The sequence below is a fragment of the Luteitalea sp. genome (assembly GCF_022842525.1).
Taxonomy (GTDB): Bacteria; Acidobacteriota; Vicinamibacteria; order Vicinamibacterales; family Vicinamibacteraceae; genus Luteitalea.
The window spans coordinates 23,223-39,909 of the sequence record NZ_JALHPM010000015.1 but is presented as its reverse complement, the minus strand read 5'-3'; the positions used below and the strand labels follow the sequence as shown (position 1 = coordinate 39,909).

Annotated in this window: 5 protein-coding genes; 2 read left to right on the top strand and 3 right to left on the bottom strand. The window is 70.9% G+C overall.

What is annotated here, in order from left to right:
• Window positions 1-2 precede the first annotated feature (2 nt).
• Entirely contained in the window at window positions 3-8,516 is an 8,514-nt protein-coding gene (locus tag Q0C41_RS05145) for a glucoamylase family protein (RefSeq protein WP_291981554.1), read from the top strand.
• On the opposite strand, the gene Q0C41_RS05140 is transcribed toward Q0C41_RS05145, so the two are convergent.
• Genes Q0C41_RS05140 through Q0C41_RS05130 form a run of 3 tightly spaced genes read right to left on the bottom strand, consistent with a single transcriptional unit; the run spans window position 8,513 to window position 14,665 of the window.
• Window positions 8,513-9,973 carry a c-type cytochrome domain-containing protein gene (locus Q0C41_RS05140; RefSeq protein WP_291981552.1) on the bottom strand — a complete coding sequence of 487 codons (1,461 nt, stop codon included), beginning with the start codon at window positions 9,971-9,973 and terminating at the stop codon, window positions 8,513-8,515. The two genes, Q0C41_RS05145 and Q0C41_RS05140, sit on opposite strands and share 4 nt — an antisense overlap.
• A 4-nt stretch (window positions 9,974-9,977) precedes the next feature.
• Window positions 9,978-11,456: a DUF1501 domain-containing protein gene (locus tag Q0C41_RS05135; RefSeq protein ID WP_291981550.1), complete on the bottom strand. Its 1,479-nt coding sequence runs from the start codon at window positions 11,454-11,456 to the stop codon at window positions 9,978-9,980.
• The gene (locus Q0C41_RS05130) at window positions 11,453-14,665 is read right to left on the bottom strand and encodes a DUF1553 domain-containing protein (protein ID WP_291981548.1); all 3,213 of its coding nucleotides are present in this window, start codon (window positions 14,663-14,665) and stop codon (window positions 11,453-11,455) included. The genes Q0C41_RS05135 and Q0C41_RS05130 overlap by 4 nt, the downstream gene beginning before the upstream one ends.
• Before the next feature lie 161 nt (window positions 14,666-14,826).
• Here Q0C41_RS05130 and Q0C41_RS05125 point away from each other — a divergent pair, with 161 nt between their 5' ends.
• The gene (locus tag Q0C41_RS05125) at window positions 14,827-16,683 is read left to right on the top strand and encodes an exo-alpha-sialidase (protein ID WP_291981546.1); all 1,857 of its coding nucleotides are present in this window, start codon (window positions 14,827-14,829) and stop codon (window positions 16,681-16,683) included.
• The last annotated feature ends 4 nt before the right edge of the window (window positions 16,684-16,687 follow it).

The window sequence follows — 16,687 nt, the reverse complement described above, 5'->3', positions numbered from 1 at the left end:
TCTTGGCTCCTCCTTCTCGAGGCGATTCGCTCGACCTTGGTGGGTTGCAGGCCTCCGCCCGGCAGCTCGCGGCGGATCTGCGTCCCGTCACCGCGGGCAGTCCCTGGTGGTATCGCCCCACCCATCTGCGGCAGCTCGACCGTGATGCCCGCGTGCTCGGCCAGGCTTACCGCGCCGTGGCCGACGACGTGCGACGGGCCGAAGCGGTCTCGCCCGCCGCCGAGTGGCTGCTCGACAACTTCCACCTCATCGCCAACGAAGTCCGCAGCATCCACCATGACCTGCCGCCGGGCTACTACCGGCGGTTGCCGAAGGTGCGCCCGGCCGGTGGGCCCGTCATCGCCCGCGTCGAGGCCATGGCGGTGGACGTCATCCGCAACAGCGATGGCCGCATCGAGGCCGAGCGCCTGCGCGGCTTCGTGGCGTCGTATCAGTCCGTCTCGCCGCTGACCATCGGCGAGCTGTGGGCCTGGCCGAGCCTGCTCAAGGCTGGCCTGATCGCCTACGTCTCGGAGCTGTCCGAGGGCATTCGCGTCGCGCGAGACGAGGTCGCCAGGGCGGACGCCTACCTGGTCGCGATCGATGCCCGCGATCCGCACTCACTGCCGCCACCGCTCGATGACCAGCGCACCTTCCCGTTCGTCGTGCGCCTGCTGCAGCGCATTCGCGAGTACGGCCCGCATGCTGCCTCGGTGCGCAGCGATCTGGACGACTGGCTGGCGCGGCGCGGGATGACGCCGGAGGAGGCCATCCGCGTCGAGGGGCATCGCGAGGCCGCCGACCAGGTGTCGATGGCCAATGCCATCACGAGCCTCCGCTTCTGCGCCAGTCACGACTGGAGCCGCTTCGTCGAGTCGGTCAGCCTCGTCGAGGCCGTGCTGCACCACGATCCGGTCGGCGTCTATGGCCGGATGGATTTCGCCAGCCGGGATCGCTATCGGCAATCGCTCGAGTCGCTGGCCGACGGCACCGGGGAAGGGCAGCTCCGCGTGGCGAGGCAGAGTGTCGAAGCCGCCCGCCGGTCGGGTGCGCGCCTGCGCAACGGGCGCGATGCCCACGTCGGCTACTACCTGATCGGTCCGGGCCGTTCGTACCTGGAAGGCCAGCTCTCCTCTGCCGTCGGCGTGCGCGGCCGGCTGCGGCGCCTGCTCTATCGGCACCCCACGCCGCTCTATCTCGTGCCCGTCGCCCTCGTCACGCTGCTGCTCGTGGCGATAGCGTCCGGTTACGCGCGGGCCGCCGGCGGATCCGACGGACTGATCCTGCTCGCGGCGCTGCTGGCCGTGATTCCCGCCAGCGACCTCGCCACCGCCTTCGTGCAGCGGATGTCGGCCCGTCTCAGTCGTCCCCGACGGCTGCCGCGCCTCGACCTCGAGCACGGTATCCCCGAAGAGGGCCGGACGATGGTCATCGTGCCGACCCTGTTCGGCAACGTCGATGCGGTGGGCGACCTGCTCGCGCACCTCGAGGTACAGGCACTCGGCAACGCCGATCCGCGGCTGCACTTCGCCGTCCTCAGCGACTTCACCGACGCCGACGCGGAGCATCTGCCGGGCGACGAGGCCATTCTCGCCGCCGCGCGTGCCGGTATCGCCGAGCTCAACGCGCGGCACGGCCGCGACCGGCAGGACCGCTTCTACCTCTTCCACCGCGATCGCCTCTGGAACGACAAGGAATCGCGCTGGATGGGCTGGGAGCGCAAGCGCGGCAAGATCGAGGAGTTCAACCGCCTGCTGCGCGGCGCCACGGACACCAGCTTTCACCACGTCGTCGGCGACCGCTCGGTGCTCCCGGACGTGCGGTACTGCCTGACGCTCGACAGCGATACGCGCCTGCCGCGCGACGCGGCGCGTGAACTGCTCGGCATCATGCTGCACCCGCTCAACCAGCCGGAGGTCGATCCGGCGGTGCGTCGGGTGACGCAGGGGTACGGCATCCTCCAGCCCCGCGTCAGCGTGACGATGTCGAGCGCGGCCGGGTCGCTGTTTGCCCGCGTCTATGCCGGCCACACGGGCGTCGATCCGTACACCACGGCCGTGTCGGACGTGTACCAGGACCTGTTCGGCGAGGGCATCTTCGCCGGCAAGGGCCTCTATCACGTCGACGCCTTCATGGCGACGCTCGAGGGGCGTGTGCCCGAGAACGCGCTGCTCTCGCACGATCTGTTCGAGGGCCTGCATGCACGGGCCGCCCTGGTCACCGACATCGAGCTGGTCGACGACTATCCGTCGACCGTGCTGGCCCATGTGCGACGACAGCGGCGCTGGGTGCGGGGCGACTGGCAGATCCTGCTGTGGCTGTTCCCGTACGTGCCGACGGCGCAGGGCATGGCGCGCAACCAGCTGCCGTTCATCAGCCGCTGGAAGATTCTCGACAACCTCCGGCGCAGTCTCGTGCCGCCGGCGCTGCTCGCGCTGCTGGTCGCCGGCTGGACGATCCTGCCGGGGCGGCCGGCGGTGTGGACCTCGATGGCCCTGGGCGTCACGGGCGCCGCCACGCTGCTGGCGCTGGCCAGGTTTCTCGTGGCGCCGCTGCACGGGCTGTCGGTCGGCGTCTTCCTGCGGACCATCTCCGACGACGTGCAGACCGCGGCGGCCCAGGCGCTGCTGGCGCTGATGCTGCTGCCGTTCCACGCATGGGAGATGGTGCGCGCCATCATCCTGACGCTGGCACGCCTGGCCATCACGCATCGGCGACTGCTCGAGTGGGAGACGGCCTCGGCCGTGGCGGCGGCGACGGCGGGGCTGCGCGGACGCGCGGTGCTGCGCATGTTCGTGGTCCAGATGGCGTCGAGCCCGATCGTCGCTGTCCTGGCGGCCGTAGCGGTCAGTGCCTCACCGCGTCGTGGCTGGCTGCCGGCCCTGCCCTTCCTGCTCGGGTGGTGTGCCGCGCCCCTGATCGCGTGGGCGCTGAGCCAGCCGCGGACGCCACGACAGCGGACGCTCTCGCTGCACGAGCGCGCGCAGGTGCGGCGACTCGCGCGCAAGACCTGGCACTTCTTCGAGGTGTTCCTCGGCCCCCACGATCACTGGCTGCCGCCCGACAATTTCCAGGAGGCGCCGGGCCGCAGCCTCGCTCGCCGCACGTCCCCGACCAACATCGGCATGGGGCTGCTGTCGACGCTCGCGGCGCGCGATCTGGGCTTCCTCACCACGCGTGAGTTGATCGCCCGCGTCGGACACACCCTGGACACCTGCGAGGGGCTGGAGCGCCACGAGGGTCATCTGCTCAACTGGTACGACACGGCGACACTGGCGCCACTGGCGCCGCGCTACGTCTCCACCGTGGACAGCGGCAACCTCGCGACGTCCCTCGTCACGCTGGCCAGCGGGCTCGACGCGCTGGCCGCCAGCCCCGATGGCGATCCGCACCTGCGCGAGGGCCTCGTCGACACCGCGACCATCGTCCGCGGCATGACGTCGGACAGCGCCGCCGCCCCGGAGCACGTCGCCATCCACGCCAGGCTCGAGGCCATCGCCTCCAGGGTACTCGCCGACCTGCGCACGGCCGACGACGCCCCGTCAGCGCTGGCGACCAGCACCTCGGCGGCGGTCGTCGCCGTCGACGCCGTGCTCGCGATGCCCGATGCGCAGCCGAGCGGCGAGGCCGACGAGTCGGCCGTGCTGTCGTGGGCCTATGCGCTGCGTGCGGCCCTGCTGCGCGTCAGTGTGCCGCCGGCGGCGGAAGTGTCCGGTGGCGCAGATGGCACCGAGCGCGACCAGTTGCTCGCGCTGGCCGGGCGCTGCCGGTCGTTCGCCGAGCAGATGCGCTTCGGTTTCCTCTACGACCGCACCCGGCATCTCTTCTCCATCGGCTACCGACTTGCCGACGCCGACGGCCCGGGCGTGCTCGACGCGTCCTTCTACGACCTGCTGGCGTCGGAGTCGCGGCTGGCGAGCTTCTTCGCCATCGCGCGGGGCGACGTCCCGCAACGTCACTGGTTCCACCTGGGCCGCCGCGCCGTGAGCGTGGACGGCGAGCCGACGCTCCTGTCGTGGAGCGCGACGATGTTCGAGTACCTGATGCCGTCGCTGCTGATGCGGTCGTTCCCCGGGACGCTGCTCGACACCAGCAACGAGGGCGCCATCGTGCGCCAGATGCAGTACGGCAAGCAGCGGGGCGTGCCCTGGGGCATCTCGGAGTCGGCCTACAACGTGCGCGACCGGCACGACACCTACCAGTACAAGGCCTTCGGCGTCCCTGGCCTCGGCTTCAAGCGCGGGCTGGCCGACGATCTCGTGGTGGCGCCCTACGCGACGGCGCTGGCCCTGGCGATCGCGCCGCAGGCGGCCCTGAAGAATCTCTCGCGACTGACCGCGGCGGGTGCCGAGGGACGGTTCGGCTACTACGAGGCCATCGACTACACCCCGCGTCGCGGTCCGGAGGCCGATGACGCCGCCCACCCGGCCACCAGACCCGAGGGCGTCGTCGTCCGCACGTTCATGGCGCACCACCAGGGCATGTCGCTGCTGGCGGCCACCAACGTGCTGCTCGACAACGTCATGGTCGACCGGTTCCACGCCGACTCGCACGTGCGGGCCACCGAACTGCTGTTGCAGGAACGCATTCCGCGACAGGCCGCGGCCGCACCGCCGCGACCGGTCGAGCTGACGCGCACGCCGTGGACGCCGCCGAGCATCCCGCTGCGTCGCTTCAGGACGGCCCACACGTTCTATCCGCACGCCCAGTTCCTCTCGAACGGCTCGTACGTCGCCGTGCTGACCAACGCCGGCGGCGGATCGAGTCGCTGGCGCGATCTCTCGATCACCCGGGCCCGCGAGGACGTGACCCTCGACGTCGGCAGCCAGTGCGTCTACCTGCGTGATGTCCGATCCGGGCTGGTGTGGTCGCCGACCTGGTTCCCCACCATGCGGGAGCCCGAGGAGTGCTTCGTCACCTTTGCGTCGGACAAGGTGGTCTATCGCCGCACCGACGACGGCATCGAGTCGATGCTCGAAGTGGTGGTGGCGGCGGCCGACGACGTCGAAGTGCGTCGGCTGTCGCTGACCAATCGCAGCGACCGCGTCCGCGAAATCGACGTCACGAGCTATGCCGAGGTCGTCCTCGGCCGGGCCGAGGACGACTTCGCGCACCCCGCCTTCGGCAAGCTGTTCGTGCAGACCGAGTACCTGCCCGACAGCGCGGCCCTCATCTGCGGTCGTCGGCCCCGTGCCGCCAACGAACCGCGCGCCTGGGTCTTCCATGCGCTCAGCCTCGACGGCGACACCAGCTCCAAGACGGAGTGGGAGACCAGCCGCGTGCGGTTCCTCGGACGGGGCCGGACGATGGCCACGCCGATCGCCCTCGATGGGCGCGCCCTGACCGGCACGACCGGATCCGTCCTCGACCCGGTGGTCAGCCTGCGGCAGCGCGTACGGCTCGAACCGGGCGGCTTCGCGCGCCTCGCCTTCTCGACCGGTGCCGCCGACACGCGTGAACTGGCCGTCACCCTGGCCCAGCGCTACCACGACCGTGGTGCCGCGACGCGGGCCGGGGCCATGGCGTTCACGCACAGCCAGATGCTGCTGCGCCACCTGGCGATCTCGAGCGAGCTCGCGCGCCAGTACGATCGCCTGGCCTCACGCGTGCTGTACCTCGACGAGTCGCTGCGCGCCGCGCCCGCCGTGCTCGGGCGCAACACCCTCGGGCAGTCGGCGTTGTGGGCCCATGGCATCTCGGGCGACGTGCCGATCCTGCTGGTCGAGGTGCAGCAGGTGGACGACCTGCGACTCGTGCGCCATGTGCTGCAGGCGCAGGAGTACTGGCGCCTCAAGGGGCTGCGTGCCGACGTGGTGATCCTCAACGAGCATCCGGCCGACTATCTCGATCAGGTGCACGAAGGCCTGTCGAGCCTGATCGCCGGCGGGTCGTGGGGGGCGTGGCGTGACAAGCCCGGCGGCGTGTTCCTGCTCCGCACCGACGGACTGGCGGCGGCCGACCGTGGCCTCCTCACGTCGGTCGCGCGTGCCGTGCTGTCGGGCAGTCGCGGCGAGTTGTCCGAACAGCTCGATCGTCCGTCGCCCAACCCCACCCTGCCGCGGACGCTGTTCGCGCAGCGCGCCTTCCCGCTTGCCGACGACGGGCCGAGGGCGATCGAGCCCGGTCCGCTCCTGATGGCCAACGGCATCGGCGGCTTCAGCCCCGACGGTCGCGAGTATGTCGTGTCGCTGCGTCACGACGGCGACACACCGGGGCCCTGGTCGAACATCCTCGCCAACCCCGACTTCGGCACGCTCATCACGTCGACGGGCGCGTCGTTCACCTGGTCGATCAACAGCCGCGAGCACCGTCTGACGCCCTTCGACAACGACGCGGTCTCGGAAGGCACGTCGGAGGCGATCTTCGTCAGGGACGATGACAGTGGCGAGACCTGGGGCGCGACGCCGGCCCCGATGCCCCGCCGCGCTGGCGACGCCTGGCAGGTCCGGCATCGGGCCGGCGTGTCGACGTTCGACCGCGTCACCCAGCGCCTGCGGCAGTCGCTCGAGGTGTTCGTCTTCACCGACGCGCCGGTGAAGGCGTCGGTGCTCACCCTCACGAACACGTCGGGGCGGCCGCGTCGTCTCAGTCTGTTCGGGTACAACGGCTGGGTGCTCGGCCCGCCGCGCCCCGGCCTGCAGCGGTCGGTGGTGACGGGGCGCGACACCACCACGGGGGCGCTGGTCGCCTCCAATCCCTACGTGAGCGAGTACGCCGGACGCGTGGCCTTTGCGTGGTGCAGCGAGCCCGTGCGATCGATGACGGGGGACCGCACCGAGTTCATCGGACGCAATGGCACGCTGGCCGCGCCGGCCGCCATGCTGTCCGATGCGCTCTCGAACCGACTCGGCGCCGGACTCGATCCGTGCGCCGCGCTGCACGTGAGCCTGCGGCTCGAGCCCGGCGAGTCGCGCCGCGTGGTGTTCCTGCTCGGTGAGGGCACGTCGATCGACGACGTGCATGCGCTGGTCGCACGCTGCGGCGACGCCGAGCGGGTCGATGCGGGATTGGCGCGCGTGGACGCGTTGTGGGAAGAGATCCTCGGCGCTGTCCAGGTCCAGACGCCGGACGATTCGTTCGACCTGATGATCAACCGCTGGCTCCTCTACCAGACGGTGACGTCGCGGCTCTGGGCGCGGACGGGGTTCTACCAGCCGGGCGGGGCGTTCGGCTTCCGCGATCAGCTGCAGGATGCCATGGCGCTCGGCTTCAGCCGTACCGACCTGTACCGCCAACAGATCCTGCTGGCCGCGAGCCGCCAGTTCGTCGAAGGCGACGTGCAGCACTGGTGGCACCCACCGACGGGGCGGGGCACCCGGACGCGCTGCTCCGACGACCTGCTGTGGCTCCCGTACGTCGTGGCGGAGTACCTGACGGTCACGGGCGATACCTCGCTGCTCGACGAACACGTGTCGTTCCTCGAAGCGCCACCGCTGACGCCCGAACAGCACGAGGTGTACGACCTGCCGCAGGTTTCGGCGGACACGGGCACCGTCTACGAGCACTGCCGACGGGCGATCGACCGCGGCCTGACGTCCGGCGCCCATGGCCTGCCGTTGATGGGGATTGGCGACTGGAACGACGGCATGAACCGCGTCGGCCACGAGGGGCGCGGCGAGAGCGTGTGGCTCGGCTGGTTCCTCTACAGCGTGTTGACCGAGTTCGCGCCGCTGGCCGCCGCGCGCGGCGAGGCCGACACGGCCGCGCGATACCTCGCGGAGGCGCGCCGACTTGCCGGGGCCCTGGAGCTCTCCTGGGATGGCCACTGGTATCGCCGCGGCTACTACGACGACGGCACGCCGCTCGGGTCGGCGGGCAGCGAAGAGTGCCGCATCGATTCGATCAGTCAGTCGTGGGCCGTGCTGTCGGGTGCGGCGCCACCGCAGCGCGCCCGGCGCGCCATGGATGCCGTGCGGACGCACCTGGTGCGTCGTGACGCCGGGCTGCTCCTGCTGCTCACACCGGCCTTCGATCGCGGGGCCAAGGATCCCGGGTACATCAAGGGCTACATCCCCGGCATCCGCGAGAACGGCGGCCAGTACACGCATGCCGCGCTCTGGACCATCATGGCGCTGGCGCGCATGGGCTATGGCGACGAGGTCGTCGAGTTGTTCCACATGGTCAACCCCGTGAACCACACCCGCGACGCAGCGGGCGTCGAGCGCTACGTCACCGAGCCCTACGTGATCGACGGTGACGTGTATGCCCATCCGGAGCACACCGGCCGGGGCGGATGGTCCTGGTACACGGGCTCGGCGGGCTGGATGTATCGCACTGGTCTCGAGAGCATTCTCGGTCTGCACCGTCGCGGCGCGACGTTCACGGTGGCCCCGTGCATCCCGTCGGCCTGGCCCGGCTACACCATCGACTGGCGCGTCGGCTCCTGTCGCTACCGCATCACGGTCGAGAACCCCGGCCACCGTACCTCCGGCGTGGCGTCGGTGACGCTCGACGGCGTGCACGTGCCCGGCGGTGCCGTCCCGATCGTCGACGACGGCGCGGTGCACGAGGTCGTGGTGACGATGGGCGAGCCCTAGTCGGCCTTCTTCTTCGTGGTCGCGTCCGTGCTCGCCTGATCGTCGCCGGTGGTCATGCCGGTGATGGGCGCCGGTGGGGCCCCGAGGTTGACGCGGGCCTTCTTCGCGGCCGCCTGCAGCGCGTCGGCACCTGCGGGCGTGACCTGCGTCTGCCACGCGAAGACCGAGCGGAGCCTGGGCAGACCGTCGAGCGCCTTCAGGCCGGCATCGGTGACCGAGGTCGCGTAGAGGTTGACCGACTCGAGGCGCTGGAGCTTGCCGAGCGGCAGCAGGGTGCGGTCGGTGATGGCCGTGCGATCCAGCGACACCTTCCACAGGTTCACGAGCCTGGGCAGCAGCAGCGACAGGCCGGCGTCGGTGACCTGCGTGCCACCGAGGTCGAGCCAGGCGATCTGGGCGCTCAGCGGTTCGAGGGCCTTCAGCGCCGTATCGTCGAAGGCGCGGGCAGCAGGCGGGGCCTGCACCATCAGCAGTGACGACCCGGCCTGCAGCGGCTCGACGCGGAGCTTCAGGGCCTTGACGGCCTCGATGGCGGCGGGGTCGCCCGGTTGGACGCGTACCGAGAGAATGGACGGTGCGCCGAGATCGACCGGGCCGAGCCGATCGGCCATCGCCGGCTCGAGGTCCGGTGTGACCTGGGCGTCGGCCAGCACCAGGTCGAACGACGCGCCCTGATCGATCCACCACCGCAGCAGCGAGACCTCGGCGTGCGACGGCGCCGGATGCCCCCTGGGCGGCATGGCTTTCTTGTCGGACGTGGGCAGGAAGATGCGCCGCACCAGCAGGCTCGCCGAGGCGCTCCCGGGCACGATCACCGCGCCGGACTCGCCGCCCGTGCGGATGGCCTCCGGGGAATCGAGCCGCAGCTTGCCGGCCTGCCGCGCCGGCCCGTGGCAGGTCACGCAGCGGGCGTCCAGGGTGGGAGCGACCAGGGTCTTGAAGACCAGCGTGGCGCTCGGGTCGACCGGCCCGCGCGTCGTGCTGGCGCTGGCTCGGCCCGAGAACGGCGCCGGCATGTGCTCGGTGAGGTAGGTCTCGCCGTGCGTCAGCGATCCGCCGTAGTGACCGGTGCCGGCCACCAGCACCAGCGCCACCACGAAGGCCCCGGCATAGAGGCGATCGGGGGCCGCACCCTCGGCGCGCGTGCGCCACCAGGCCGCCACACACGCCAGCGTCACGGCCACGCCGAGCATCAGGCCCCACTGCTGGTGCCGCCCGACGAGGGCCGCGTCGTACTCGCCGCTCCACGACAGCAGGTTGCCGGTGACGATGGCGCCGAGTGTCGTGAGGGCGGTGAGGCCGAGCACGGTCGGCATCAGCCGTTGCAACCCGACGCCCTCGAAGCGCGGCACCCGCGCCAGCAGTTCCAGCGCCCCCGCGAGGAGCAGGAAGCCGATCGGCAGGTGGACGAGCAGCGGATGGAAGCGGCCGATGAACGGCTGGAGTTCGGTCAGCACGCGCTTACGCCAACAGGGCCTTGACGACGTGGCCGTGGACGTCGGTCAACCGGTAGCGCCGCCCCTGGTGCTTGAACGTGAGCTGCTCGTGCTCGACGCCGAGCAGGTGCATCAGCGTTGCCTGGAAGTCGTGCACGTGGACCGGGTCGCGCACCACGTTGTAGCCGAACTCGTCGGTCTCGCCGTAGGTCAGCCCGGCCTTGACGCCGCCGCCGGCCATCCACAGCGTGAAGGCGCGCGGATGATGGTCGCGTCCGTAGTTGTCCTTGGTCAGTTTTCCCTGCGAGTAGTTGGTACGGCCGAACTCGCCGCCCCAGATCACCAGCGTGTCCTCGAGCAGTCCGCGCTGTTCGAGGTCCTTGACCAGCGCCGCCGACGGCTGGTCGACCGACCGGGTCATGATCCGGATGTCCTTGGGCAGGTTGCCGTGCTGGTCCCAGCCCTGGTGATAGAGCTGGATGAACCGCACGTCGCGCTCGGCCAGCCGCCGCGCCAGCAGACAGTTGGCCGCGAAGGTGCCGGGCGTCTTCACCTCGGGTCCGTACATGTCGATGACGCTCTGTGGCTCGCTGGCCAGATCCATCACGTCCGGCACCGACGTCTGCATCCGGTACGCCATCTCGTACTGGGCGATGCGGGCATTGATCTCCGGGTCGAGCACCCGCGCGTGCTGTTCCTCCTCGAGCGCGCGGAAGGTGTCCAGCATGTGGCGACGCGTGTCGGCGCTCAGGCCGTCCGGATCGCCGAGGTAGAGCACCGGGTCCTTGCCGCGGCGGAACTGCACGCCCTGGTGCTGTGACGGCAGGAAGCCGCTGCCCCACAGGCGCGAGTACAGCGGCTGGTCGCCCTCACGGGCGCGCGACAGCAGCACGATGAACGCCGGCAGGTTGGCGTTGTCGGAGCCGAGCCCGTAGGACAGCCACGATCCGATCGAGGGCCGCCCGGCCTGCTGCGAGCCGGTCTGGACGAAGGTGACCGCCGGGTCGTGGTTGATGGCCTCGGTGTGCATCGACTTGACGAAGCACAGCTTGTCGGCGATCGAGGCGATGTGCGGCAGCAGTTCGCTGACCATCGCGCCGCTCTGCCCGTGGCGGGCCATGTCGAAGTGCGATCCCGCCAGCGGGAACTGCTTCTGGTGGGCCGTCATGCCCGTCAGGCGCTGGCCCTTGCGGATCGAGTCGGGCAGGTCCTGTCCGTTCATCGTCCGCAGCAGGGGCTTGTCGTCGAAGAGATCGAGCTGAGACGGCCCGCCACTCTGGAACAGGTAGATGACGCGCTTGGCCCGCGGCACGAGATGGGTGGCCGTCAGCGGGCCGCCGGCCGTCGTCCCTGGCGCCGCACCGGCAGGCGCCTGGGCCGGCCCGCCGAAGAGGCGCGACGGATCCAGCAGGGCGCCGAGGGCCACCGAGCCGATGCCCAGGCTGGCCGCCGACAGGAAGTGCCGCCGCGTGGCGTTGAACTTGAGATCCTCGAGAGCCTTCATCGTTTGTTCACCGCTTCGTCCGTGTTCATGATCGTACTCGCGACGACGGTCCAGGCGGCAACGTCCACCGGATCCAGGGTCCGCGCCGGCGGGTGCTCGCCCGACGCGGCCAGCGCGCGGGCCGCCCGGACATCGCCGGCAAACGTCGCGCGCTCCTTCTCGTACAGCGACCGGACCACCGCCAGTTCCGTCGGCCGGGGCGCCCGGCTCGTGAGCAGGCGGTACGCCGCGGTGATGCGCGCGTCGGTCGTCGCACCGCCCTCGCGCAGCAGCCGCTCGGCGAGCACGCGCGCCGCTTCGACGTACTGCACGTCGTTGAGCAGGACCAGCGCCTGCAGCGGCGTACTCGTCCGCTGCCGCTTGACGATGCAGAGCAGGCGTTCGGAGGCGTCGAAGCTGATGGCCGACGGCGGCGGCGTGCTCCGCTTCCACACCGTGTACAGGCTGCGCCGGTAGAGGTCGTCGCCCGTGCCCTGCGTGTAGGTGGTCGCGTTGCGCGTGGCCAGTTCCTCCCACAGCCCCGGGGGCTGGTACGGATAGACGCTCGGGCCCCCGATCGTGCGGACCAGCAGGCCGCTCGCGGCCAGCGCCGTGTCGCGGATCTGCTCGGCAGCGAGTCGGTACGACGGTCCGCGCGCCAGCCGTTCGTTGGCCGGGTCCACCTCGAGCGCCCGCGGCGACGCGGCCGACGACTGACGATACGTCTGCGACAGCACGATCTCGCGCAGCAGGCCCTTGAGGTTCCAGCCACTCTCGCGGAAGGTCACCGCCAGGTGATCCAGCAGCTCGGGATGGGTCGGCAGTCGGCCCTGGTTGCCGAAGTCCTCGGGCGTGGCCACCAGACCGGCCCCGAAGAGCAGCGCCCAGTAGCGGTTCACCAGCACGCGCGCGGCCAGCGGGTTGGCGGGCGCCAGCAGCCACTGCGCCAGCCCGAGCCGGTTCTTCGGGCCGCTGAACTTGGGCAGCATCGCCGGCGTGTCGGCCTCGACGCGGTCGGTCGGGGCGTCGTAGGACCCGCGCGCCAGGAGGAACGTCGGCCGCGCCCGCTCGGGCGGCAGGTCGCGCATCACCATCGCCTGCGGCAGGTTGGTGATGATCGTGTTCTCCTTGCCGCGCAGTGCGCGCAGCTGCGTCCGCTCCCGCTCGCCGAGGCGCGCCACCCGCCGCACCCAGTGATCGGCCAGTGCCTCGCGCGGCAGCCCTGACCCGTTGCTCCGCGGGTGCGCGAGGGCCGCCACTTCGAGCGCGGTCAACTGATCGGGGAAGACCTGGAACTCGTCCACCGAGACGTCCGAGAGGTTCTCGTCGCCGCGCCGGCCGAGGCGGATGGCCGAGATGCCCCCCCAGTCGCCCTTCGGTTCGCTGATGATGCTGCGCGAGAGGTGGTCCACCACCACGCGCGTCTTGCCTGGCACGCCATCGATGAAGAGCGTCAGGCCGGACGCCCGACTCGATCCGTCGTAGGTCACCGCGACGTGCGCCCAGGTGCCGACCTGCAGCGGCGTCACCGTCTCGATCTCGAGCGAATTGTCGGGCGCCACATGGTGCAGCCCGGTGGTCAGCGTGCCATCGGGCCGCAGGATCAGCTCGTAGCCCCGCAAGCCGTTCATCACCGCGCCCGACCGCGTGACGATGGGGCCACCGATCCCGTCCTTGTCGCGGCGCACCCACAGCGCGAACGAGAAGGGGTCGTTGCGCTCGAAGAAGCCGAAGTTCTCGTCACGGCCGCCGAGGTCGATCTGGCTGTCGCCCACGAGGCGCACGGCATTGCCGACCCGACCAGGCACCACTTCGGGGGCGCGTGCCGTCTTCTTCTTGCGCTCCTCTTCGCTGCCGACCGTCCCCATCCGCCTCGGCGTGGCACGGTTGGCGAACGTGTAGTTCTTCATCGCGTCCAGCGGCAGGTGGACGATGGCGCGAGGGACCGGCACGTTGAGGGTCGACGGCGTCGCCTGGGCCCTGGCCAGCCAGGCCTCGAAGGCCGGGCCCGTCGCGAGCCGATCGACGCGGGTGGCGGTTTCGAGCGGACCGATCGCCGCGCGCAGCGTCGCCAGGGCCGCGTCGGCCTCCGGGGTCGAGAGCGTCACCGTCGGGCTCGGCATGCCCGAGTACGGAATCTGCCCGGTCTCGTTGACGTTGTTGAAGAACGCGAACAGCTTGAAGTAGTCCTGCTGCAGGACCGGGTCGTACTTGTGGTCGTGGCAGCGCGCGCATTGCAGCGTCAGGCCGAGGAAGGCCGCGCCGAAGGTGCTGACCCGGTCGGCCACGTACTCGACCCGATACTCCTCCGAGACGATGCCACCTTCCTGCGACTGCATGTGGTGGCGGTTGAACGCCGTCGCCAGCCGTTGCTCGGGTGTCGGATTGGGCAGCAGGTCGCCGGCGAGCTGCCAGGTGATGAACCGATCGACCGGCATGTTCCGGTTGAACGCCGCGATGACCCAGTCGCGCCACGGCGACATCTGCCGCATCCCATCGTCCTGATAGCCGTGCGAGTCGGCGTAGCGGGCGACGTCGAGCCAGTCGGCGGCCATGCGCTCGCCGAAGGCCGGCGAGGCCAGCAGGCGGTCGACGACCGTCTCGTAGGCCGTCGCGCTGGTGTCGGCGAGGAAGGCATCGACCTCGGCGACCGTCGGCGGCAGACCCGTGAGATCGATCGAGACGCGTCGGATCAGCGTCTCGCGCGACGCCTCCGGTGAGGGCGTCAGGCCGGTGCCGCGCAGGCCAGCGCGGACGAACGCGTCGATCGGCGGGCGGCCCGCCCCGATGTCGGGGCCGGTGGGCAGGGCGGCCTTCTTCGGCGCCACGAACGCCCAGTGCGGCGTCCACGTCGCGCCCTGCTCGATCCAGCGGACGAGCGTGCCCTTCTCGATCTCCGACAGGCTCAGGTGCGAATCGGGCACCGGCATCATCACCGCGGGATCGGTGCTCAGGATGCGGCGCACCAGCTCGCTCTTGCCGGCGTTGCCCGGCACCACCGCCCGACGGCCAGTGGCGAGCGTGGCGAACGCGCCCTCCATCGTGTGCAGGCTCAGCCCGCCCTTGCGGGCCCGGTCGTCGGGCCCATGGCACGCGAAACACTTGTCCGACAGGATCGGCCGGACGTGAAAATTGAAATCGACCTGCGCGGGCACACCCGCGACGACGGGCGCGGACGGGCGGCACGCGACCGTGCCGATCAGGATGGCAGCAAGGGTCGCAGCAGCCACGACGGACCATGCGGCTCGCGTCGGGCCCGCGACCGCGGGACAGGGCTCAATGGCCATTCGGGGCACCCACTCCAGGATCAGGTCCAGCCTATGCCATGCCGGGGGCCGGCGCAATGCGGGCGGCACGAACGGTGGGCGCCCCCGCGGCTACAATGCGCGCCGTGCGCACCACCCTCGTCCTCATCGCGTCGCTGTCGCTGCTCGTCACCCTCGACGCGACCCAGCCTGGCAGCCCGACCGAACCGGTGCGCGTCGTCGGCGCGGCCCTCGATCCCGACCGTCACGACGGGGGGCTCCCGCTCGTGGTCGGCGCCGAGCACATCCAGGTCCTGCGCGCCAATCGCACCCGCCCGCAGGAGGCCGATGGCTGGGGCTGGACGTACAGCCATGCGCCGTTCCTCGCCTACTGGAACGGCCGCTTCCACCTGCAGTACCTGAGCAACCCCTTCGGCGAGCACCTCGCGCCCGGGCAGACCTTCATCACCACGTCGGTCGATGGCCGACAGTGGAAGCGGCCCGAGCCCGTGTTTCCGATCTATCACCTGCGGCCAGGGCCGATCTCCGGTTACGAGTCGGGGATGGCGATGATGCACCAGCGCATGGGCTTCTACGTGGCGCCCAACGGCCGGCTCCTCGTCGTCGGTCACTATGGCCACGCCCCCAATCCCACCGGCGCGACGGGCATCGGGCGCGTGGTGCGCGAGGCGTACACGGACGGGTCCTATGGGCCGATCCACTTCGTCCGCTACAACGCACTGGCCGGGCGCACGGAGGAGAACACTGCGCGGTTTCCCTTCTACACGCGGGCCACGGACCCCGGGTTCGTCGAGGCGTGCGCGGCGCTGCTGGCCGACAGGCTGGTGACGATGCAGTGGCGCGAGGAAGACCGGAGCGAGGATGGCTTCTTCACCGTGCCGGGCCGCGTGCTCGAAGCCCCGTCGGTGTTCCATCGCCAGGACGGGACGGCGGTCGCACTGTTCAAGCACGCCTGGGCGGCGTTGTCGACCGACGAGGGCCGGAGCTGGAGCCCCCCGGTCCGGGTGCCCGGCATGGTCACGGGCGGGGCCAAGACGTGGGGGCAGCGCACGGCCGACGGCCGCTTCGCCCTGGTCTACAACCCGGCGGAACGCGGTCGCTGGCCACTGGCCGTCGCGTCGAGCGAGGACGGCATCACGTTCGGCCCGCTGCGGCTCCTGAACGGCGAAGTCGCGCCGCGGCGCTTCGTCGGCCGGGCGAAGGACTTCGGCCTGCAGTACGTGCGAGGCATCGCGGAAGGCAACGGTCGTCCTCCCGGGAACGATCTCTGGGTGACCTACAGCAGCAACAAGGAGGACATCTGGGTCAGTCGCGTGCCCCTGCCGCTGAGGGACACGGTCGACACGCCGGTCGCCGACACGTTCGACGAGGTGCCTCCGGGCGGCCGCCTCCGCGACTGGACCACGTACCGGCCGCGCTGGGCGGACGTGCGCGTGGCGGCGCTGCCATCCTCAGGCAACCACAGCCTTCGCCTGGAGGACCGCGATCCCTACGACCACGCCAGCGCCGTGCGGCTGTTCCCGCCCGCGCGCGAGGCCGAGGTCCGCCTCGCCGTCCTGGCGGGGCAGGAGCGGCACGGTCGCCTCGAGATCGAGGTGCTCGGTCGGGCAGGGGAGCGGGCCGTGCAGGTGGCCTTCGAGGAGAACGGCACCATCGGGGTGACGAGTGGCGACACCCGGACGGCAGCGGGAGCCTATACGGCTGGTCGCTGGCACCGGATCACGATCCGCGCGTCCACGACGTCCTCTCGCTTCGACCTGCTCGTCGACGACCGCATCGTCGCGCGCGACGTGCGCTTCGCGGTCGAGGCCCCGATCCTGGAGCGCCTCTCGCTGCGCACCGGCCGCCACCGCACGAAGCCCACGCGCGACGACGATCGCTACGCCGTGCAGGCCGACCTCCCCCACCCCGACGACCCGGATCCGCTGGCGGTGTTCCACGTCGACGACGTGCGCGCAGGGCCGCTGCCGACGCCACGCTGAGCGC

Excerpts from the sequence above, each read along its gene's own strand:
- Q0C41_RS05135 (WP_291981550.1), bottom strand. The coding sequence starts at position 11,456 with ATGAAGGCTCTCGAGGATCTCAAGTTCAACGCCACGCGGCGGCACTTC.